We start from the raw sequence: 18,593 nt of genomic DNA, 5'->3' as shown, positions 1-18,593 counted from the left end.
CTCAGCGCTGCTCGGACACCGAATCGTCGGTCTCGGTCGCGGCAGCCGTCTCGGTCCCGGCAGCCGTCTCGGTCCCGGTAGCCGTCTCGGCCGGGGTCGGAGCCTGCTCACGCACCGCCCGTCGGGCCGCCCGAATCGCGCCGTAGGTCACCAGCGCCGCCACCGCGGTCAGCGGCCAACCCATGGCGATGCGCGCCACTCCCAGCCAGCCGGTCTGGTCCTCGTCGTAGAGGTGCTGCTGGACGAGGAAGCGGGCGGCGAACACCGCGACCCACACGAGCGTGGCGATGTCGAAGGCGTACACCGCGCGCCGCACGTCGCGCCAGCTGCGATCCTGGGTCTGCACCCAGCCCCAGATGTACCCGACGATGGGGCGGCGGATCACCACGGAGATGGCGAACACGACGGCCCAGAGCAGCGACGTCCAGATGCCGAGCAGGAAGTAGCCCTTGGACGCTCCGACGAGGTAGGCGATCAGCGCGCTGATCCCGACACCGAAGAAGCCGGAGATCGCCGGCTGCACGGAATCGCGGCGGACCAGACGCCAGATGAGGATCAGCGTCGCGACGCCGAGCGCCGCCGCGATGGCAGGCAGCAGGCCGAAGGCAGTGGAGACCGGAACGAAGACCACCACTGGCAGCGAGGAGTAGATGAGGCCGCTGATGCCGCCCATCTGCTCCAGGACGGCAGCGCCGCGTGCCGGCGTGTCTGGTGTGGCCTCGGTGCCCGGTTCGTCGCCGGGTGCGCTCACTTCTGGATCTCGTAGTGGGGGTTGTAGATCGCCTTGGCGCCGTTGTCGAGCTTGCCGACGCGGCCGTGCACCTTCAGGGTGCGACCCTGTTCGATACCGGGGATGCGGCGCTGACCGAGCCAAACCAGCACTACGGAATCGGTGCCGTCGAACAGTTCGGCTTTCACCCCGCCGGAGCATCCCTTGCCGTTGCACTCGACGCTGCGCAGCGTCCCGATCATGGTCACCTCTTGACCGCGCTGGCAGTCGATCGCCTTCTGCGCCCCGGTGCTCTCCACGTCGTCGCTGAGTTCCTCGACGTCGAGCTGCTCAGGGTCTTCGGTCAAACGACGGGTGAGCCGCCGTAGGTAACCCTCGGCCGTAGCCATGGCTTCTCCTGACCTCTTACCACTACTTGCTGTGCCTACTCCAACCGAACGCCACGGTAGACCTGTTGGTTCCCAGATGCGAACGCCGCGGCGGGTCGCGGGACAGCTGATTCCACGACCAGGCACGATCGAAACATGACCGTCGATCTCCGCGGTGTCACGACCGTGCTCCTGCCCGGCACCGGGTCGGACGAGAACTTCGTCGACCGGGCGTTTTCGCCGGCGTTGCACCAGCTCGGCGCGGTGGTGGTGACGCCGGCTCCGCAACCGCACCGCCTCATCGACGGCTACCTCGACGCGTTGGCCGACGCCTCCCGCGCCGCCGCCGGGCCGATGGCCGTGGGTGGCGTGTCCATCGGCGCCGCAGTGGCCGCGGCGTGGGCACTGTCACACCCCGGCGATGTGGTCGCGGTGTTCGCCGCACTGCCGGCGTGGACAGGCCCGCCCGATACCGCTCCGGCGTCGCTGGCCGCCCGGGCGTCGGCGGAGATGCTGCGCCGCGACGGGTTGGTGTCGACCACCTCGGCGATGCAGGCGTCGAGCCCAGCGTGGCTGGCCGAGGAGCTGACCCGGTCGTGGGTCGGGCAGTGGCCCGACCTTCCGGAGGCGATGGACGCTGCCGCCCGCTACGTCGCGCCGAGCGTCGGCGAGTTCGAGGCACTCTCCGCACCGATGGGGGTGGTCTCGGCCACCGACGACGCCGTCCACCCACTGGAGGTCGGATTCGAGTGGGTGGCTGCTGCACCACGCGCGGCGTTGCGAACTGTGACATTGGCCGACATCGGCGCCGACCCGTCAGTGCTGGGCACGGCCTGCGTCGCCGCGTTGGCGGAGGCCCAGCGCTGACGCCGTAGCGCTGGTCAGCCGCCGGTGATGGTGCGTAGCTGTTGCATCGCTGATCCCTGCGCTGCGCGGCGCGCCGCACCGTCGGGTGGCTGCGGCGGCTCGGGCTGCTGCTGTTGTTGTTCCGGAGCGGCCTGCGCCTGCTGCGCGGCGGCAGCCTGCTCGGTGGCGGCACGCAGCTGCTCGGCCATCTGCTCGGGAAGGGCGACTGGAAGCGGGGTGCGCACCGGTAACGGGGTGTCGCCGCGGCGGACCACCGTGTCGGCGAGGGCCTCACGGGCCTGCTCGGCCAGCGCTCGGATGCTCTCTTCGGGGCCGTTGACCACGCAGCGGATCATCCAGCGGTAGCCGTCGACACCGATGAAGCGGACCACGGCCGGACCACCCGAGCCCACCACTTCGCGGCCCCACGGGCCGTCCTCGATGCTGACCTTGGGCACGTCCTTGCGCAGCGACTCAGCCAGCTCGGAGGCGACCTCGCGCCACAGGCCCGTCGATTTCGGTGCCGCATAGGCAGCGACGGTGAAGCGGCCGTGCTGCGTCACCACCCAGACCGCGCTGGGTACCCCGGTCTCGTTGATCTCGACCTGCACCTGTCCCGCCTCAGGCATCGGGATCATCACGGATCCCAGATCCAGCCGCGCGACGGCGGCCTGGTCCGGGTCGTCGAAATCGTCGATGTCGAACGGGCCTTCGAGTTCCTCGTCGGCTTCCACTGCTACCACCTCAGGGTCTGTCGGTTCGTCTCTGGAGGCCATCGTCACAGACTGGCATGCCCGCCGGAAGATCCGTGGCCTCCGGCGCCGCGGGTCGTGTCGGCCAACCCTGCCTCGTCGAAAGAAGTGACCTCCACCAGCTCGGGCAACTCCACCCGCTGCACCAGCAGCTGGGCGATGCGGTCCCCCCGGTGTACGACGATGGACGTCTGCGGATCCAGGTTGATCAGCGACACCTTGATCTCGCCGCGGTATCCGGCATCGATCGTCCCCGGGCTGTTGACTATCGAAAGGCCAACACGCGCAGCCAATCCCGACCGCGGATGGATCAGCCCGACCATTCCGTGCGGGATGGCTACGGCAATTCCGGTGCCCACCAGCGCCCGGTGGCCGGGGGCCAGCTCGATGTCGACGGCACTGAACAGGTCCACTCCCGCGTCCCCGTCGTGGGCCCGTTCGGGCATCGGCAGTTCCGGATCCAGGCGAACGACCGGCAGGGAGGTGGGCACGGCGTCAGAGATTACTCTTGGCCCCGTGTCCGACACGCACACCACCGCCCGCAGCGTTCGCTACCGCGAACGGCTTTGGGTGCCGTGGTGGTGGTGGCTGCCAGGGTTGGGGCTTGCCGCGCTGATCGGCCTCGAGATCAACCAGGGCGTCCCTGCCCTGCCGCTGTGGCTGCCGTATGCCTTGCTTCTTCCTGTGGCTGCCGTCGCCCTGCTGTGGCTCGGCCGGATGGAGATCGCGGTGGTGGACCCCGGCACCGGGAGCGCCGAGCTGTGGGTGGGACGTGCGCACCTTCCCGCCGCGGTGATCACCCGGTCGGCGACGGTGCCCAAGACAGCGAAATCGGCGGCACTGGGTCGACAACTCGACCCGGCCGCCTACGTCGTGCACCGGGCGTGGGTGGGTCCGCTCGTTCTTCTCGTGCTCGACGATCCAGATGATCCGACGCCGTACTGGCTGATCAGCGCTCGCCACCCCGACCGGGTACTCGCGGCCCTGAACTCCTGAGCCACAAGCCGTGCAGAGGTCCTAAGCCGTGCAGAGGTCCTAAGCCGCGCAGTCCGAGCAGATCATCATGCCGTTCTTCTCACTGGCCAGGCGGCTTCGGTGGTGCACCAGAAAGCAGCTCGAGCAGGTGAACTCGTCTGCCTGCTTCGGGATCACCCGCACGGACAGTTCCTCGCCCGACAGATCAGCGCCCGGCAGTTCGAACGATTCGGCGGTCTCGGATTCGTCGACGTCGACGACAGCAGACTGAGCTTCGTTTCGGCGTGCCTTCAGTTCCTCGAGGGAATCCTCGGAAACGTCATCGGTCTCTGTGCGCCGTGGGGCGTCGTAATCGGTAGCCATGGCCTGTCCCCTCCGAAAAAGCTCGTTGCAGCGTTGGTTTTGTACCAGCGTCGAACGCTTCCACCAAATGATTCGTGCCCGGAATGAGCTCGGATCCAATGTGATTTGCATCACATGGCCGACCGTTGGCCTGTCGGTGCCGGTAGGAGGCTCGGCGCGCGGGCCTCTAGAGTCTGTGCCGTGGTCGCGCAAATCACCGAGGGCACTGCGTTCGACAAGAACGGACGCCCGTTCCGGCGACGGAACTTCCTGCCCGGCGCCTTGATGTTCGCAGCATTGGCCGTGGCCGCGCTGCTGGTCTGGGTGATCGCGCTGTCACAACCGCCGGACGTGCGCGAGGTCGCCGTGTGCAACCGCCCGCCCGCCCCCGCCGACCCCAACGCGCCGACCCCCACCCTCGGGGAGCAGGTGTCCCGCTCCGACATGACCGACGTCACCCCCGCCAAGCTCGCCGACACGAGGATCAAAGTCCTCAACGCCAGCGGGCAGGGCGGCCAAGCGGCCGAAGTGGCCGGCGCGTTGCGTGATCTCGGATTCAACGAGCCCGAGGCTGCCAACGATCCCGTCTACGCCAACGGGCGACTGGAGTGCCAGGGCCAGATCCGGTTCGGCCCCGCCGGCCGTGCCGCCGCCGCGTCGCTCTGGCTGGTGGCGCCGTGCACCGAGCTCTTCCAGGATCAGCGCCAGGACGACACCGTCGACCTGGCGATCGGCACCGACTTCACCGAGCTGGCCCACAGTGACGACATCGACGCAGTGCTGGCCAGCCTGATGCCCGACGCCACTGCCCCCGCGGATCCGTCGCTGCTCACCAAGATCCACACGCAGACCTGCTGACCTCAGCGGTCCCCGGCACCGTCGAGATCCACACCACAGCGCCGCAGGACATCGTCGAACGCGCCGGCCACCCCAGGGGCGGCCGCCACCATGAGCCCCGCTCCCGTGGCCCTCGGCGCTCGCACCACAGCGCCCGCCTCCGCGGCGATCAGCCCGCCGGCCGCCCAGTCCCAGACGTGGACGCCGTCTTCGAAGTAGGCGTCGAGCCGGCCCGCAGCCACCATGCACAGATCCAGGGCGCAGGACCCGATACGCCGAAGATCCCGGATCTCGGGCAGCAGCTGCGCCACGACGGCGCCCTGGCGCCGACGATCGTCGGGTTGGTAGGAGAACCCGGTGCCGACGAGCGCCATCGGCAACGACGACGCCGCACTGCAGCGCAGCCGGGTGCTCTGCCCGTCGCGTACCACCCAGGCCCCGTGACCTGCCGCGGCCGCGTAGACGGCATCGTGCGCGACGTCGGCGACCGCGCCGGCCACCGGCACGCCGCCCTGGTGCACGCCGATCGACACTGCGAACGCCTCGATGCCGTAGACGAAGTTGACCGTGCCGTCGATCGGGTCGAGCACCCATGTGAGCCTCTCGTCCTGCCCGCCCTCGGGTCCTCCCTCTTCCTCCCCCAAGATCGGCTCCCCCGGCCGCAGCTGCGCCAACCGCTCGCGCAGCAGACGTTCGGTCTCTGTGTCGACGACGGTCACCGGGTCGGTCGGCGTGCTCTTGGATCGGATCGCGGCGTCGGCGTCGGCCTGACTGGCCTGGTCGAACACCTCGGCGCGGCGGCGCCTGACGAACGCCGCCGCTTCGGCGGCCAATTGCTGGGCGACTTCCGCGACGGCCAGTGGTTCGGTGTCGATCTCGCTCACACCGACCATCGCAGCACACCGACGCCCGCCGCGGCGGCCCGGGATGGCCGACTGACGCCCCGCGCGATTGGCCAGCCGATAGGGTGGGCACCACCCGGGCCGCCCACCTGTGCAGAGGAGCTTGCATGACTGCCACCGACTCACCTGCGACCGCGCCCGAAAACGGCTCGCAGCGCCGCGGATTCGGCATCGACGTCGGCGGCAGCGGCGTCAAGGGCGGCATCGTCGACCTCGATACCGGGACGCTGATCGGCGACCGGTACAAGCTACTGACCCCGCAGCCGGCCACTCCGGATGCCGTGGCTGCCACGATCGCGGAGGTGGTCAAGCACTTCGGGTGGGAGGGACCGCTGGGCGTCACCTATCCCGGCGTGGTGTCCGACGGCATCGTGCAGACCGCGGCCAATGTCGACAAGTCCTGGATCGGCGCCAACGCGCGCGAGGTCATCAGCTCAGCGCTGGGCGGCCAGCCCGTGACGGTGCTCAACGACGCCGACGCCGCCGGGCTCGCTGAAGAGAAGTTCGGGGCCGGGCGCGGCCACACCGGGGTGATCGTGCTGTTGACGTTCGGCACCGGTATCGGTTCGGCGGTGATCCACAACGGTGCGCTGCTGCCGAACACCGAGTTCGGCCACATCGAGGTCGAGGGCAAGGAAGCCGAGCACCGCGCTGCGAGCTCGGTGAAAGAGCGCAAGGACTGGAGCTACGAACGCTGGACCAAAGAGGTCACCAAGGTGCTGGTGGCCATCGAGAACGCGATCTGGCCCGACCTGTTCATCGCGGGCGGCGGCATCAGCCGCAAGGCCGACAAGTGGATTCCGCTGCTGGAGAACCGCACCCCGGTGGTCGCCGCGGCCCTGCAGAACAGCGCCGGCATCGTCGGCGCGGCGATGGCCGCCGCGGTCGACGTCACGGCTACTCACAAGTAACCGACGCGGCGCGCCCGTCAAATTTGCCGCTCGGCACGGTACGCACCCACACTGTCGTTACAATGGTCGACGGCGGCCGCCTACACCGAGAGCGGCGGAGCATCCTCACTAGAGATCGTCGCCGACATTCGACATAGCCGACACTTTTGGTGGCGCACGCATGCGCGCCGAAACCCGCACGATTGGAAGGGTGTACGTGGCAGCGACAAAGGCAAGCCCGGCAACCGATGAGCCGGTGAAGCGCACCGCCGCCAAGACTCCCGCGAAGAAGGCGCCCGCGAAGAAGGCGGTGAAGAGCACCGCCAAGCGACCGGCCAAAGCCGCAGACGCTCCCGCCGGTCGCGGCCGGGCCAAGAAGGCGGCCGGCCCCGACGGCGTCGACGCCGACCTGAACGCCGACGAGCTGGAGACCACTGACGAACTCGAAGCCGAGCCCGGCGAGGATCTCGACGTCGAGGACGCCGAGATCGAGCTCGACGACATCGAGGTCGACGACAGCAGCGACGACGAGGCCGACGAGCCCGCCGCCGACGATGCGACCGACGCCCCGGTAGCGGCCGGAAAGCCTGCTGCAGCCGGCAAGGACGGCGCTGACGATGACATCGCCGAGCCCTCGGACAAGGACAAGGCCTCCGGTGACTTCGTCTGGGACGAAGAGGAATCCGAGGCGCTGCGCCAAGCGCGTAAGGACGCCGAGCTCACCGCCTCCGCCGACTCGGTGCGCGCCTACCTCAAGCAGATCGGCAAGGTCGCGCTGCTCAACGCCGAGGAAGAAGTCGAGCTGGCCAAGCGCATCGAGGCCGGTCTGTACGCCACGCAGCTCATGGCAGAACTCGCCGAGAAGGGCGAGAAACTGCCTGCCGCCCAGCGTCGCGACATGATGTGGATCTGCCGCGACGGCGACCGCGCGAAAAACCATCTGCTCGAAGCCAACCTGCGCCTCGTGGTCTCGCTGGCCAAGCGCTACACCGGTCGCGGGATGGCGTTCCTGGATCTCATCCAGGAGGGCAACCTCGGTCTGATCCGTGCGGTCGAGAAGTTCGACTACACCAAGGGTTACAAGTTCTCGACCTACGCCACCTGGTGGATTCGGCAGGCGATCACGCGCGCGATGGCCGACCAGGCGCGCACGATCCGCATCCCGGTGCACATGGTCGAGGTCATCAACAAGCTCGGCCGCATCCAGCGTGAGCTCCTCCAGGACCTGGGTCGCGAGCCCACTCCCGAAGAGCTCGCCAAGGAAATGGACATCACGCCGGAGAAGGTGCTGGAGATCCAGCAGTACGCGCGTGAGCCCATCTCGCTCGATCAGACCATCGGCGACGAGGGCGACAGTCAGCTCGGCGACTTCATCGAGGACTCCGAGGCCGTCGTGGCCGTGGACGCCGTGAGCTTCACCTTGCTGCAGGACCAGCTCCAGTCGGTGCTCGAGACGCTGTCCGAACGCGAAGCCGGTGTGGTGCGGCTGCGGTTCGGCCTCACCGACGGCCAGCCGCGCACGCTCGACGAGATCGGGCAGGTCTACGGGGTCACCCGTGAGCGCATCCGCCAGATCGAGAGCAAGACGATGAGCAAGCTGCGCCACCCCAGCCGGTCGCAGGTCCTGCGCGACTACCTCGACTAGGTCGTCACCAAGCGTCGTCCAAGAATTGTTCAAGGCGGTTCACTTACTGTCACCGCCATGGGACGACCTCTTCCGCCGGTGGCGGCGATCCGGGCGATCGATCGGATGCGTGCAGCGCTCGCAAAGTGGCATCGTGGCACCGCCCCCGGCAACGTGGCGCTGCTCGAAATCGCCACTGGCGCCTGGACCACCCAGGTGCTCTATGTCGCGGCCAAGCTCGGCATCGCCGACCAGTTGGCCGGCGGTCCACGCCACTCGGCGGACGTCGCGGCGGCCGTGGGAGCCCATCCCGGTGCGGTTCATCGACTGATGCGCGCCATGACCAGTCGCGGCGCCCTGCGCGAGCGTCGTGACGGTCGCTTTGCGTTGACGTCGGTGGGTCAGGCGCTGCGGGCCGACGCCCCGGGTTCGATGCGCGACATGGTGCTGTTCATCGGGCATCCGGCGCGATGGGCGGACTGGGGCAGCCTGGACTACTCGGTGCGCACGGGTGAGCCTGCCGCCGACATGCTGCGTGGGATGCCGTTCTTCGACTACCTCGACACCGACCCCGAGTTCGCCGAGGTGTTCAACAACGCGATGACCGCGGCCAGCGGATTGTCGAATGACGTTGCGCTGCAGGCCTATGACTTCACCGGCAGCCGGCTCACCGTCGACGTCGGCGGTGGGCACGGGGCGGTTCTGGCCACCATCCTGCAGAAAGCACCGGACGCGCGGGGGGTGCTCTTCGATCTGCCTGCGGTCGTCGAGGGTGCCGCTCCGGTCTTCGAGGCCGCCGGCGTCGCCGCACGCGCGAGCGTCGAGAGCGGGTCGTTTCTCGATCGCGTACCCGCCGGCGCGGACCTGTACGTGATGAAGAACGTCATCCACGACTGGGACGACGAGCACGCAGCCACGATCCTGCGGAACATCCGCACCGGCATCGTCGCCGACGGCAAGCTCGTCCTGCTGGAAATGGTGCTCCCCGAACGCGCGTCATCGTTCATCGGACACATGCTGGACCTCGAGATGCTGCTGATGCTGCACGGCCGGGAACGCACTCGAGCCGAGTACTCGGAGTTGTTGCGCCAAGCGGGTTTTCGACTCACCAAGGTGATCCCGACGGTCAGCCCGCTGTCGGTGATCGAGGCGGTGCCCGTCTAGGCCCCGTCTAGGCCCGTCTAGTCAGCGCGGTTGCCCGCCCCGCCGGTACCGCCATCGCCCCCGGCACCGCCGGCCGTTCCGCGTCCCGCGCTTCCGGCACCGCCCGACGATCCCGCCGCTCCGGCGTTGTCACCGCGGGAGCCGCCGCTGCCGCCGCGGCCACCGAACCCGCCCGCACCGCCGCCGCCGGTCGCTCCGCTGACACCATCGCTACCTGCCGAATGCTCCTCTTCGCTGCCCGCGCCGCCTCGTCCACCGGTGCCACCGGCACCGCCGGCACCGCCGGTCCCGCCGCGGCCACCGACACCGCCGTCGCCTCCGTCGCCGTCAGTCACCGTGCCGCGCACCGGGTCGGACAGGTCGATCCCGCCGTCGCCGCCGTCGCCACCCGTGCCGCCTGTCGCGCCGGTGCCACCCTGGCCGCCCGCGCCACCCGCGCCGCCGACACCACCGGTGCCGGTGAGCCGGCCTGCGCGGCCGCCTGCGCCGCCTGCGCCGCCCGTCGCACCAGTGCCGCCCGTCGCGCCGGTCCCGCCGGCGCCGCCGTTACCGCCCGTGCCGCCAAAGCCCACTGTGGAACCGATGTCGACGCTGCCGCCATCGCCTCCGTCACCACCTCGGGCACCGGTGCCACCGGCGCCGCCGTTGCCGCCCCGGCCGCCGAACGCTGCCGCGCCGGGCGCGTTCTGCTGCGCCAGCCCGGCGTTCCCGCCGTCGCCGCCCATCCCGCCGCCGGCTCCGTCACCGCCGTCGCCACCGTTTCCGCTGACCGTGAACAGGTGACGTCCTCCCAGGAGGCCTCTGGCGCCCTGCCCGGTGCCACCCTGTCCGCCGGACTGGTTGCTGCCCGCAGCCCCGTCGGCACCGCGACCACCGTTGGCGCCGGTGATCGCCCCATCGACGATGGTGCCGGCGAACGGCAATCCGGAGGTACCCAGATAGCTGGGGTTGCCTGTCGCGCCCCGGCCGCTGGGAGCCGGGTTGTCCCCGTCGAGGCCTACCCCGCCCTTGCCGCCGGCGCCGCCATTCCCGCCGTTTCCGTGCAGCGATCCGGCCGCCCCACCGGCGCCACCCTTGCCGCCGGCCATGCCCGGCCCGCCATCCGCACCGTTGCCGCCGTCGCCTCCGTTGCCGGTTTCGGCGAAGCGTCCGGCGTTGCCACCGGCTCCGCCGTCCTGGCCCGGATAGCGTCCATCTCCCCCGCGGCCGCCATTTCCGCCAAGGAGTCCGCCGTTGCCACCTTTGCCACCGTTGGCGCCGTCGCCACCATCGCCCCACAGCAGACCGCCGTTGCGGCCGTTGCAGGCCGCGCCCGTGCAGTCCGCCGCAGCATCGGCGCCGTCACCGATCAGCCAGCCGCCCGTGCCGATCATCCGGACACGCGGAACCGTTCCAGGCGCAGCGGCAGACGTCGACCCACCGTCGCCATGAACAGTTCCGGACCGCCCTAGCCACCACACATCCTGTGCGGCAACCTCTTCCGACGAGATGCTCGATTCGGTCGAGGCCAGAGCGACCTCCAGCCGAATCGGATTGCCCGCGCCGGGCTGTAGGGCCATCACGAAGCCGGCCCCGACCATCGCCGCCCCACCGGTACCCGCCACGAACCACTGCCGCGCCGTGACGCGATGACGGCCGGCCGCTGCGCTGCGCCCAACTCCGGACATGTTCGATCCCCCCGCGATTGAGTCCATGAATTGCTGGAATCTAACCGGCAAATTATGACCGCAGTCAATAGGCACGCCGACGCCGCGTGGATTCTCGCACCTCACCGAGGCGATGACGGCGGCTAGGTTGGCAGCGTGCACCAGCGAGTCAACGCCTTTTCCGGCTCACCCTTCGAAGACCAGGTCGGCTATTCCAGGGCGGTGCGTGTCGGGCCGCTCGTCGCCGTCGCAGGAACCACCGCTCCGGGTCCTGATGCGGCCACTCAGACGCGAGAAACGTTGCAGCGCATCGCTATCGCGCTCGGCGAGGTCGGGGCCTCCCTGTCCGATGTCGTGCGGACCCGCATCTTCGTCACCGACATCGCGTCGTGGCGCGAGGTCGGGGCCGTGCACGCCGACGTCTTCGGAGACATCCGCCCGGTGACGACCATGGTCGAGGTGTCGGCCCTGATCGATCCCGGATTGTTCGTCGAGATCGAGGCCGACGCCTATGTCGAGGTCGGCAGCGGAGCGAACAGTCCGTCAGGCCCCGGCTCGTAGGGAGTGACGCGGATCACAGCGTCTATCGGCAGTTCTCCATACAAATGTGGGAACTCCATGCCATCTGGATCGGTCGGGACTCCCGGCTCCCAGCGAACAGGAGAAGACAGACGTGCCCCCTCGACGTGCAACAGCACCAGGTCCGCGCGACCGGCGTACAGCCGGTTGGCGGGCAGATGGACCTGCTGCGGTGCGGACAGGTGTACGAAGCCGACGTCAGACAGCGAGGAGGGCCGGTGCGCGCCGCACGCCACCGCAGCTGCCCACTCGTCAGCGGTGCACAGGTGCACGTAATCCGCAGCAGTTCGGGGATCGGGCATACCAGCCGCCTCTCAGAGTCGTCGATCGGACGGCCGTGAGACACGACACACCCGTAAACCCCCGGGGAACAAGGCCGAAACCCCAAGCGTCTGACACAGTAGAACTACGTCGCTACACCCTATGGAGGTGCCATGACCGCAACGCTCACCAGTCCGGAATTGACCAGGGCTGATCGCTGCGACCGGTGTGGAGCGGCGGCCAAGGTACGCGCCAAGCTTCCGTCGGGCGCTGAGCTACTCTTCTGCCAGCATCACGCCAACGAGCACGAGGCCAAGCTCGTCGAACTTGCAGCGGTGCTCGAGGCGAGCCCGGTGGAGTCGTAGCCAGAAATCAGCCATGCTGTGCTGGTCATGACTGACCAGTCTTCGCGTTCGGGTGACCGAGCGTTCCGGCCGACCCCGTCGCGTCACCACATCAGGCAGATCTCACTGAGAACGCTGTCGAAGAGTTGGGACGATTCGATTTTCTCCGAATCGGCTCAGGCAGCGTTCTGGTGCGCACTCTCGCTCCCGCCGCTGCTGCTCGGCATGCTGGGCAGCTTGGCCTACATCGCGCCACTGTTCGGACCCGACACGCTGCCGGTGATCGAAAACCAGTTGATCAGCACTGCGGGACGGTTCTTCTCACCGAACGTCGTCAGCGAGATCATCGAGCCGACCGTGCGGGACATCGTGCGGGGCGCGCGGGGTGAGGTCGTGTCGGTCGGCTTCGTAATCTCACTGTGGGCGGGATCGTCGGCCATCTCGGCCTTCGTCGACTCGATCACGGAGGCGCACGACCAGACACTGCTCAGACATCCGGTGCGCCAGCGTTTTTACGCGCTCGGGCTCTACGTCGTCATGCTGGTAGGAGCCATCATCACAGCGCCGTTCCTGGCGCTGGGGCCGCGCAAGATTGCCGAGTTCATTCCCGACAGCTGGGACAACGTGCTGCGGTTCGGCTACTACCCGGTGCTGTTCGTGGCAATCACCGTCGCCGTGAACGTCCTGTACCGGGTGTCGCTGCCCAAACCGCTGCCCACGCACCGCCTGCTCGTGGGTTCGGTGCTGGCGACCACGGTGTTCCTCGTCGCCACGTGGGGTCTACGGGTGTACCTGACCTGGATCACCAGCACCGGCTACACCTACGGAGCGCTCGCCACACCCATCGCGTTCCTGCTGTTCGCGTTCTTCCTCGGGTTCGCGATCATGATCGGCGCAGAGTTGAACGCCGCGATCGAGGAGGAATGGCCGGCGCCGGCCACGCACGTCAACCGCGTGCGCGAATGGCTGGAGACCCGATCGGACACGGTGAGCAGCAACGGATCCGCGCCCGCCACCACACCAGCGGCGAAAGACTCGGACGCCGCTACTTCTTGAGCTGGTCGTAGATGCGTTTGCAGTCCGGGCAGACCGGCGATCCCGGCTTGGCCGAACGGGTCACGGGAAACACCTCACCGCACAGCGCCACGACGTGCGTGCCCATGACGGCGCTCTCGGCGATCTTGTCCTTCTTGACGTAGTGAAAGAACTTCGGGGTGTCGTCGCCGGTGCCGTCGTCGACGCGTTCGTCGGTGTCGGGGCGCTCGATGGTCTGGGTTTGCATGACGCCATTCTGCCTGGGAATCAATTGGTAATAAATGCGGCAGGCATTGCCTGCTCCCGATGTGGAACAGTGGAGATATGAAACAAGGCCAAGAGCTGAGTTTCGACGACGAGGGCCGACCCGTACTGATCACCAAGGCCGCCCCCGCCTACGAGGAACAGCACCGTCAGCGGGTGCGGAAGTACCTGGCATTGATGTCCTTCCGCATTCCGTCACTCATCCTTGCCGCCGTCGCCTATGGCATCTGGCACAACGGCCTCGTCTCGCTGGCCATCGTCGTGGTGGCCATCCCGCTTCCGTGGATGGCCGTGCTGATCGCCAACGACAGACCGCCGCGGCGCGCCGAAGAGCCTCGGCGCTACCGGAATCAACCGCGCATTCCGCTGTTCCCGACCGCAGAGCGGCCGGCCCTCGATATCGGCCGTCCCCGGGCACCGCAACCTGATGCGGACAATTCGGGCGACGACTTCCGCAGCTGAGCGCGTTCTTGCTCATTTCTCAGCACATTCTCAGGTCGAGCCCGAATAACCGCTGATCAGAAGGTGTGAAGCGGATCCATCGTGGGAACTCTGAGCGGGTCTGGGGCGTTGTAGCTCTTGAAAGTTCCACCCGATCAGGAGGCCGTCATGGCAAATGCCACCACCAGCCGCATGGACCAAGACCTCGACGCTCAGTCCCCCGCCGCCGACCTGGTGCGGGTGTATCTGAACGGGATCGGGAAGACGGCTCTGCTCAATGCCGCCGACGAGGTCGAACTGGCCAAGCGGATCGAGGCGGGGCTCTACGCGCAGCATCTTCTCGCCACCCGTAAGCGGTTGGGCGAGAACCGCAAGCGTGATCTGGCGGCTGTGGTTCGTGACGGTGAAGCAGCCCGTCGCCACCTGCTGGAGGCGAATCTGCGTCTCGTGGTGTCGCTGGCCAAGCGCTACACGGGCCGTGGGATGCCGCTGCTGGACCTCATCCAGGAGGGCAACCTCGGTTTGATCCGCGCCATGGAGAAGTTCGACTACAGCAAGGGATTCAAGTTCTCCACCTACGCCACCTGGTGGATTCGGCAGGCGATCACCCGAGGCATGGCCGATCAGAGCCGCACCATCCGCCTGCCCGTGCACCTGGTCGAGCAGGTCAACAAGCTGGCCCGCATCAAGCGCGAGATGCACCAGAACCTCGGCCGCGAGGCAACCGACGAGGAACTGGCCGAAGAATCGGGCATCCCCGTGGAGAAGATCACCGACCTTCTGGAGCACAGCCGGGATCCGGTGAGCCTGGACATGCCAGTCGGCAGCGACGAGGAGGCACCGCTGGGTGACTTCATCGAAGATGCCGAGGCGATGTCTGCCGAGAACGCCGTGATTTCCGAACTGCTGCACACCGACATCCGGTACGTGCTGGCCACTCTCGATGAACGCGAGCAGCAGGTGATTCGTCTGCGCTTCGGACTCGACGACGGCCAGCCGCGCACGCTCGACCAGATCGGCAAGCTGTTCGGGCTCTCCCGGGAGCGGGTCCGTCAGATCGAGCGCGAAGTGATGGCCAAGCTGCGTAACGGCGAACGCGCCGACCGGCTCCGGTCGTACGCCAGCTAGACGTGTCCTGCCAGTAGGCCCGTCGGGAACTCCCCGGCGGGCCTCCTGCTGTGTCGTGCCCGTGTGGCCGGTGTCGCCGCAGGAAGAGCCGCTAACCGATCGGGTGGCCGGTAGACTCGCCCCAGACGGAGGGTGTGCGAATGAATGACCTAGTCGATACCACCGAGATGTATCTGCGAACCATCTACGACCTCGAAGAAGAGGGCGTAGTACCGCTGCGCGCACGTATCGCAGAGCGTCTCGAACAGAGCGGTCCCACCGTCAGCCAGACCGTGTCACGGATGGAGCGCGACGGCCTCCTGCGCGTCGCCGGCGACAGGCACCTCGAACTGACCGACAAGGGCCGGGCGCTGGCCGTGGCGGTGATGCGTAAGCACCGGCTCGCTGAACGTCTGCTGGTCGACGTGATCGGTCTGCCGTGGGAAGAAGTACACGCCGAAGCGTGCCGGTGGGAGCACGTGATGAGCGTGGACGTCGAGCGCCGCTTGGTGCAGGTCCTCGACAACCCCACCACATCACCGTTCGGCAACCCGATTCCCGGGCTTGCCGAGCTCGGCGTGGACAGCCGGCTCGACGAGACCCACAACCTGGCCCGCCTGACTGAACTGCCCGCCGGTATGCCCGTCGCCGTGGTGGTGCGCCAGCTCACCGAACACGTCCAGGGCGACGTCGATTTGATCGCGCGGCTCAAAGACGCGGGCGTGGTACCCAACGCGCGGGTGACCGTCGAGGTCAACGACCACGGCGGCGTGATGATCGTGATTCCCGGACACGAGCAGGTCGAGCTGCCGCACGAGATGGCCCACGCCGTGAAGGTCGAGAAGGTCTGACCGCATCACCCGGCGCGCCTGCCGAACGTCTGGCGCGGCGGTAAACGGACGCCGAGTTGTGCTGCGAGCCGGTACCCGGTGCGCGCGAGCTCCCGGATCTGCTCCGGCCGTAGACCGGACTGCAGTGCCTGATCGAGCATTCCCGCCATCCGGTGCAGCGGCTGACACCGCAGTGCTGCGTCGAGCGAGATCCCGGCCAACGGCCCATCGCCTCGCGCGTACGCCGAGAAGGCCAGTAGCACAAGCGCTTCCACACGCCACGGCGCGGGAAGCCGGCGCGACAGCTCGGCCCACAACGCCTCGGCCATGCCCGCCCGGTCGCCGACGGCGAGCGCATAGAGCGTGTCGCGAACCCGCGGATCGGTCAGCGACAGCGCCAGCCGGCTGGCCTGTTCGTCGCGGACCGGTTCCCCGGCGGCGAGTTGTTCCGCGCACTGCAGGGCATGCTCGATGTCGCTGCGCGCAAAGGCGCCCGAGCGATCACCCTGCAGCGGCCCCGCGGCCCCGATCATTTCAGCCAGCTCGGCGCAGTGCGCGGGATCGCTGACGGCGACGACGTCGAGCAGCTCATCGCGGCGGGCGTAGAGCCGACGGCCGTCGAGCACCGCCGCCGCCGCGACGGGTGATGCGCTCGGATCCTCGACCGCACCGGCGGCGCCGCACCCGTCGGCGCACCTCCACCGCCCACCGGCAGCAACCGCGTCGACGACGTGCGCGGCGAGCAACTCGATCCCCCACCGCCCCAACTCCCCCTCGAGGTCACCCGCCCACTCTCGATACAGGTCCTTGCACATGGGGCAGCTCGCTCCCTCCGCATCGACGATCACCGCGATCACCGCCTCCGCGCCCGACGCCGCCGCCAGCTCGGCCAGATGCGGCACACACGTCTCCCGCGGCTCAGACAGATCGGCGCGCATCACCGCGCCCATCTCGTCGTCGGCGACGGTGACGAGCACGATCGATTTCTCGGGCGCGAAACCCAGCACGGCAGGCAGCGCCGCGATCAGGGCGCCGGGCCGGTCGAGAGGAGCGTCGGGATGTGGTGTTGAGGACATATCGCCAACCTGGCAACCGACACCGACACCGAGGCGCTGTCGCCATCGCAGCCCCGCCGAACTGGGGATCGATTCGGCTTTGGGGATAACAGTGGGCAGTGTTCACGAGAAGTTGACCTCCGCCGGCATGCGTACCGGCGGCAACCGCGCGAGTCTGTCTGCATGGCTTCGATGGTGGAATACGACCTGGTGGTCATCGGCTCGGGTCCGGGAGGGCAGAAAGCCGCGATCGCCGCCGCCAAACTGGGAAAGTCCGTGGCGGTCATCGAACGCGGGCGCATGCTCGGCGGGGTCTGCGTCAACACCGGAACCATCCCGTCCAAGACGCTGCGCGAGGCCGTCGTCTACCTGACCGGCATGAGCCAGCGCGAGCTCTACGGCGCGAGTTACCGGGTCAAGGAGAAGATCACGCCTGCCGATCTGCTTGCCCGGACCACCCACGTCATCGGCAAGGAACAGGATGTCGTGCGCTCCCAGCTGATGCGCAACCGCATCGACCTGATCTCCGGTCACGGCCGGTTCGTCGATGCGCACACCATCGAAGTGGACGATCCCGACCGCCGCGAGCACACCACGGTGAAGGGCCGATACATCGTGCTGGCCACGGGGACCAAACCCGCCCGCCCCGCGGGCGTGGAGTTCGACGACGAGCGGGTGCTCGACTCCGACGGCATCCTCGATCTCAAGACCCTGCCGACGTCCATGGTGGTCGTCGGCGCCGGCGTGATCGGCATCGAGTACGCGTCGATGTTCGCCGCGCTGGGCACAAAGGTGACGGTCATCGAGAAGCGCGACGCCATGCTGGAGTTCTGCGACCCCGAGATCATCGAGTCGCTGAAGTTCCATCTGCGGGATCTGGCTGTCACGTTCCGGTTCGGTGAGGAGGTCACCGCCGTCGACGTCGGCGCCACCGGCACGGTGACCACTCTGGCCAGCGGCAAGAAGATCCCGGCCGAAACGGTGATGTACTCCGCCGGCCGGCAGGGCCAGACCGAACACCTCGATCTCGCCAACGCAGGCCTGGAAGCCGACGCCCGGGGCCGCATCTTCGTCGACGACAACTTCTGCACCAAGGTCGATCACATCTACGCCGTCGGCGACGTCATCGGGTTCCCCGCACTGGCAGCCACCTCGATGGATCAGGGCCGGCTGGCGGCCTACCACGCCTTCGACGAACCGTGCCGCGGGATGACCGAGCTGCAGCCGATCGGGATCTACTCGATCCCCGAGGTGTCCTACGTCGGAGCGACGGAAGTGCAGCTGACCAAGGACTCCGTGCCCTACGAGGTGGGGATATCGCGATACCGGGAGCTCGCGCGGGGCCAGATCGCCGGCGATTCCTACGGCATGCTCAAGCTGCTGGTTTCGACAGAAGACCTGACCGTGCTCGGGGTGCACATCTTCGGTACCAGCGCAACGGAATTGGTGCACATCGGGCAGGCGGTGATGGGCTGCGGTGGAACCATCGAGTACCTGGTCGACGCGGTGTTCAACTATCCGACGTTCTCCGAGGCCTACAAGGTCGCCGCGCTGGACGTGATGAACAAGTTGCGCGCCCTCAAGCAGTTCCGCGCCTAGGT

Annotated in this window: 23 protein-coding genes; 13 read left to right on the top strand and 10 right to left on the bottom strand. The window is 68.1% G+C overall.

Annotated elements, in window-relative coordinates; translation table 11 throughout:
- Nucleotide 1: 1 nt before the first annotated feature.
- Both ACZY1G_RS22325 and ACZY1G_RS22320 read right to left on the bottom strand, forming a co-directional pair.
- Nucleotides 2-751, bottom strand: a complete 750-nt coding sequence (locus ACZY1G_RS22325) for a DUF3159 domain-containing protein (RefSeq protein WP_463823622.1) — start codon at nt 749-751, stop codon at nt 2-4.
- Nucleotides 748-1,119: an OB-fold nucleic acid binding domain-containing protein gene (locus ACZY1G_RS22320; protein ID WP_046366313.1), complete on the bottom strand. Its 372-nt coding sequence runs from the start codon at nt 1,117-1,119 to the stop codon at nt 748-750. The genes ACZY1G_RS22325 and ACZY1G_RS22320 overlap by 4 nt, the downstream gene beginning before the upstream one ends.
- 135 nt (nt 1,120-1,254) lie before the next feature.
- Between ACZY1G_RS22320 and ACZY1G_RS22315 the strand changes: the two genes are divergently transcribed.
- On the top strand, nt 1,255-1,965 hold the full coding sequence (locus tag ACZY1G_RS22315) for an alpha/beta hydrolase (protein WP_463816702.1): 711 nt from the start codon (nt 1,255-1,257) through the stop codon (nt 1,963-1,965).
- A gap of 14 nt (nt 1,966-1,979) precedes the next feature.
- Here ACZY1G_RS22315 and ACZY1G_RS22310 read toward each other — a convergent pair whose 3' ends face one another.
- Complete coding sequence (locus tag ACZY1G_RS22310; RefSeq protein WP_463823621.1) at nt 1,980-2,720, bottom strand: DUF3710 domain-containing protein; 741 nt, start codon at nt 2,718-2,720, stop codon at nt 1,980-1,982.
- A 2-nt stretch (nt 2,721-2,722) separates the two neighbouring features.
- Nucleotides 2,723-3,187: a dUTP diphosphatase gene (gene dut, locus ACZY1G_RS22305; protein ID WP_463816704.1), complete on the bottom strand. Its 465-nt coding sequence runs from the start codon at nt 3,185-3,187 to the stop codon at nt 2,723-2,725.
- Nucleotides 3,188-3,212: 25 nt separating this feature from the next.
- Here dut and ACZY1G_RS22300 point away from each other — a divergent pair, with 25 nt between their 5' ends.
- Nucleotides 3,213-3,692: a DUF3093 domain-containing protein gene (locus ACZY1G_RS22300; protein WP_463816705.1), complete on the top strand. Its 480-nt coding sequence runs from the start codon at nt 3,213-3,215 to the stop codon at nt 3,690-3,692.
- Between the two features lie 39 nt (nt 3,693-3,731).
- Here the strand turns inward: ACZY1G_RS22300 and ACZY1G_RS22295 are convergent, their stop codons facing one another.
- Nucleotides 3,732-4,034, bottom strand: a complete 303-nt coding sequence (locus ACZY1G_RS22295) for a DUF4193 domain-containing protein (protein WP_043408120.1) — start codon at nt 4,032-4,034, stop codon at nt 3,732-3,734.
- Nucleotides 4,035-4,214: 180 nt separating this feature from the next.
- Here ACZY1G_RS22295 and cei point away from each other — a divergent pair, with 180 nt between their 5' ends.
- Nucleotides 4,215-4,871, top strand: coding sequence for an envelope integrity protein Cei (gene cei, locus ACZY1G_RS22290; protein WP_463816706.1), 657 nt, complete (start codon nt 4,215-4,217; stop codon nt 4,869-4,871).
- Between the two features lie 2 nt (nt 4,872-4,873).
- On the opposite strand, the gene ACZY1G_RS22285 is transcribed toward cei, so the two are convergent.
- Nucleotides 4,874-5,734: an inositol monophosphatase family protein gene (locus ACZY1G_RS22285; RefSeq protein WP_463823620.1), complete on the bottom strand. Its 861-nt coding sequence runs from the start codon at nt 5,732-5,734 to the stop codon at nt 4,874-4,876.
- A 125-nt stretch (nt 5,735-5,859) separates the two neighbouring features.
- Here ACZY1G_RS22285 and ppgK point away from each other — a divergent pair, with 125 nt between their 5' ends.
- The 3 genes from ppgK (at nt 5,860) to ACZY1G_RS22270 (ending at nt 9,430) form a co-directional block, all read left to right on the top strand.
- Nucleotides 5,860-6,663: a polyphosphate--glucose phosphotransferase gene (gene ppgK / locus ACZY1G_RS22280; RefSeq protein WP_463816708.1), complete on the top strand. Its 804-nt coding sequence runs from the start codon at nt 5,860-5,862 to the stop codon at nt 6,661-6,663.
- Between the two features lie 196 nt (nt 6,664-6,859).
- On the top strand, nt 6,860-8,287 hold the full coding sequence (locus ACZY1G_RS22275; RefSeq protein WP_463816709.1) for an RNA polymerase sigma factor: 1,428 nt from the start codon (nt 6,860-6,862) through the stop codon (nt 8,285-8,287).
- A gap of 57 nt (nt 8,288-8,344) precedes the next feature.
- A complete protein-coding gene (locus tag ACZY1G_RS22270) occupies nt 8,345-9,430 on the top strand; it encodes a methyltransferase (RefSeq protein ID WP_463816710.1) in 1,086 nt (361 codons plus the stop codon).
- Between the two features lie 17 nt (nt 9,431-9,447).
- On the opposite strand, the gene ACZY1G_RS22265 is transcribed toward ACZY1G_RS22270, so the two are convergent.
- Nucleotides 9,448-11,124 (bottom strand): hypothetical protein, encoded by a 1,677-nt coding sequence (locus ACZY1G_RS22265; RefSeq protein WP_463816711.1) that lies wholly within the window; start codon nt 11,122-11,124, stop codon nt 9,448-9,450.
- A 108-nt stretch (nt 11,125-11,232) separates the two neighbouring features.
- Here ACZY1G_RS22265 and ACZY1G_RS22260 point away from each other — a divergent pair, with 108 nt between their 5' ends.
- Nucleotides 11,233-11,637 (top strand): RidA family protein, encoded by a 405-nt coding sequence (locus tag ACZY1G_RS22260; RefSeq protein ID WP_463816712.1) that lies wholly within the window; start codon nt 11,233-11,235, stop codon nt 11,635-11,637.
- Here ACZY1G_RS22260 and ACZY1G_RS22255 read toward each other — a convergent pair.
- Nucleotides 11,586-11,957: a DUF952 domain-containing protein gene (locus tag ACZY1G_RS22255; protein WP_463816713.1), complete on the bottom strand. Its 372-nt coding sequence runs from the start codon at nt 11,955-11,957 to the stop codon at nt 11,586-11,588. The two genes, ACZY1G_RS22260 and ACZY1G_RS22255, sit on opposite strands and share 52 nt — an antisense overlap.
- Before the next feature lie 132 nt (nt 11,958-12,089).
- Between ACZY1G_RS22255 and ACZY1G_RS22250 the strand changes: the two genes are divergently transcribed.
- Complete coding sequence (locus ACZY1G_RS22250; protein WP_221359708.1) at nt 12,090-12,281, top strand: DUF7455 domain-containing protein; 192 nt, start codon at nt 12,090-12,092, stop codon at nt 12,279-12,281.
- Nucleotides 12,282-12,308: 27 nt separating this feature from the next.
- The gene (locus ACZY1G_RS22245) at nt 12,309-13,316 is read left to right on the top strand and encodes a YihY/virulence factor BrkB family protein (protein ID WP_463823619.1); all 1,008 of its coding nucleotides are present in this window, start codon (nt 12,309-12,311) and stop codon (nt 13,314-13,316) included.
- On the opposite strand, the gene ACZY1G_RS22240 is transcribed toward ACZY1G_RS22245, so the two are convergent.
- Nucleotides 13,306-13,542, bottom strand: a complete 237-nt coding sequence (locus ACZY1G_RS22240) for a DUF3039 domain-containing protein (protein WP_463816715.1) — start codon at nt 13,540-13,542, stop codon at nt 13,306-13,308. The two genes, ACZY1G_RS22245 and ACZY1G_RS22240, sit on opposite strands and share 11 nt — an antisense overlap.
- 59 nt (nt 13,543-13,601) lie before the next feature.
- On the opposite strand from ACZY1G_RS22240, the gene ACZY1G_RS22235 reads away from it, so the two are divergent.
- The 3 genes from ACZY1G_RS22235 (at nt 13,602) to ACZY1G_RS22225 (ending at nt 15,958) form a co-directional block, all read left to right on the top strand.
- A complete protein-coding gene (locus ACZY1G_RS22235; RefSeq protein ID WP_463816716.1) occupies nt 13,602-14,021 on the top strand; it encodes a DUF3099 domain-containing protein in 420 nt (139 codons plus the stop codon).
- Nucleotides 14,022-14,168: 147 nt separating this feature from the next.
- The gene (gene sigB, locus ACZY1G_RS22230) at nt 14,169-15,128 is read left to right on the top strand and encodes a sigma-70 family RNA polymerase sigma factor SigB (RefSeq protein WP_463816717.1); all 960 of its coding nucleotides are present in this window, start codon (nt 14,169-14,171) and stop codon (nt 15,126-15,128) included.
- Between the two features lie 140 nt (nt 15,129-15,268).
- Entirely contained in the window at nt 15,269-15,958 is a 690-nt protein-coding gene (locus ACZY1G_RS22225) for a metal-dependent transcriptional regulator (protein WP_335331584.1), read from the top strand.
- A 5-nt stretch (nt 15,959-15,963) separates the two neighbouring features.
- Here the strand turns inward: ACZY1G_RS22225 and ACZY1G_RS22220 are convergent, their stop codons facing one another.
- Nucleotides 15,964-17,013 carry a DUF4192 domain-containing protein gene (locus tag ACZY1G_RS22220; RefSeq protein ID WP_463816719.1) on the bottom strand — a complete coding sequence of 350 codons (1,050 nt, stop codon included), beginning with the start codon at nt 17,011-17,013 and terminating at the stop codon, nt 15,964-15,966.
- A 171-nt stretch (nt 17,014-17,184) separates the two neighbouring features.
- Here ACZY1G_RS22220 and sthA point away from each other — a divergent pair, with 171 nt between their 5' ends.
- Complete coding sequence (gene sthA, locus ACZY1G_RS22215; protein ID WP_463817175.1) at nt 17,185-18,591, top strand: Si-specific NAD(P)(+) transhydrogenase; 1,407 nt, start codon at nt 17,185-17,187, stop codon at nt 18,589-18,591.
- The last annotated feature ends 2 nt before the right edge of the window (nt 18,592-18,593 follow it).

It is taken from the genome of Mycobacterium sp. IDUB_5, assembly GCF_055419565.1.
Note: the sequence above shows the minus strand (reverse complement) of the source record. Positions and strands in the feature narration are given on the sequence as shown.

Bases quoted from the DNA above. Each gene is read 5' to 3' on its own strand.
- ACZY1G_RS22240 (WP_463816715.1), bottom strand. From the start codon at position 13,542: ATGCAAACCCAGACCATCGAGCGCCCCGACACCGACGAACGCGTCGAC.
- sthA (WP_463817175.1), top strand. From the start codon at position 17,185: ATGGTGGAATACGACCTGGTGGTCATCGGCTCGGGTCCGGGAGGGCAG.
- ACZY1G_RS22265 (WP_463816711.1), bottom strand. From the start codon at position 11,124: ATGGACTCAATCGCGGGGGGATCGAACATGTCCGGAGTTGGGCGCAGC.
- sigB (WP_463816717.1), top strand. From the start codon at position 14,169: ATGGCAAATGCCACCACCAGCCGCATGGACCAAGACCTCGACGCTCAG.
- ACZY1G_RS22220 (WP_463816719.1), bottom strand. From the start codon at position 17,013: ATGTCCTCAACACCACATCCCGACGCTCCTCTCGACCGGCCCGGCGCC.
- ACZY1G_RS22250 (WP_221359708.1), top strand. From the start codon at position 12,090: ATGACCGCAACGCTCACCAGTCCGGAATTGACCAGGGCTGATCGCTGC.
- ACZY1G_RS22270 (WP_463816710.1), top strand. From the start codon at position 8,345: ATGGGACGACCTCTTCCGCCGGTGGCGGCGATCCGGGCGATCGATCGG.
- ACZY1G_RS22310 (WP_463823621.1), bottom strand. From the start codon at position 2,720: ATGGCCTCCAGAGACGAACCGACAGACCCTGAGGTGGTAGCAGTGGAA.
- ppgK (WP_463816708.1), top strand. From the start codon at position 5,860: ATGACTGCCACCGACTCACCTGCGACCGCGCCCGAAAACGGCTCGCAG.
- ACZY1G_RS22235 (WP_463816716.1), top strand. From the start codon at position 13,602: ATGTGGAACAGTGGAGATATGAAACAAGGCCAAGAGCTGAGTTTCGAC.
- ACZY1G_RS22320 (WP_046366313.1), bottom strand. From the start codon at position 1,119: ATGGCTACGGCCGAGGGTTACCTACGGCGGCTCACCCGTCGTTTGACC.
- ACZY1G_RS22295 (WP_043408120.1), bottom strand. From the start codon at position 4,034: ATGGCTACCGATTACGACGCCCCACGGCGCACAGAGACCGATGACGTT.
- ACZY1G_RS22315 (WP_463816702.1), top strand. From the start codon at position 1,255: ATGACCGTCGATCTCCGCGGTGTCACGACCGTGCTCCTGCCCGGCACC.
- ACZY1G_RS22255 (WP_463816713.1), bottom strand. From the start codon at position 11,957: ATGCCCGATCCCCGAACTGCTGCGGATTACGTGCACCTGTGCACCGCT.
- ACZY1G_RS22245 (WP_463823619.1), top strand. From the start codon at position 12,309: ATGACTGACCAGTCTTCGCGTTCGGGTGACCGAGCGTTCCGGCCGACC.
- ACZY1G_RS22225 (WP_335331584.1), top strand. From the start codon at position 15,269: ATGAATGACCTAGTCGATACCACCGAGATGTATCTGCGAACCATCTAC.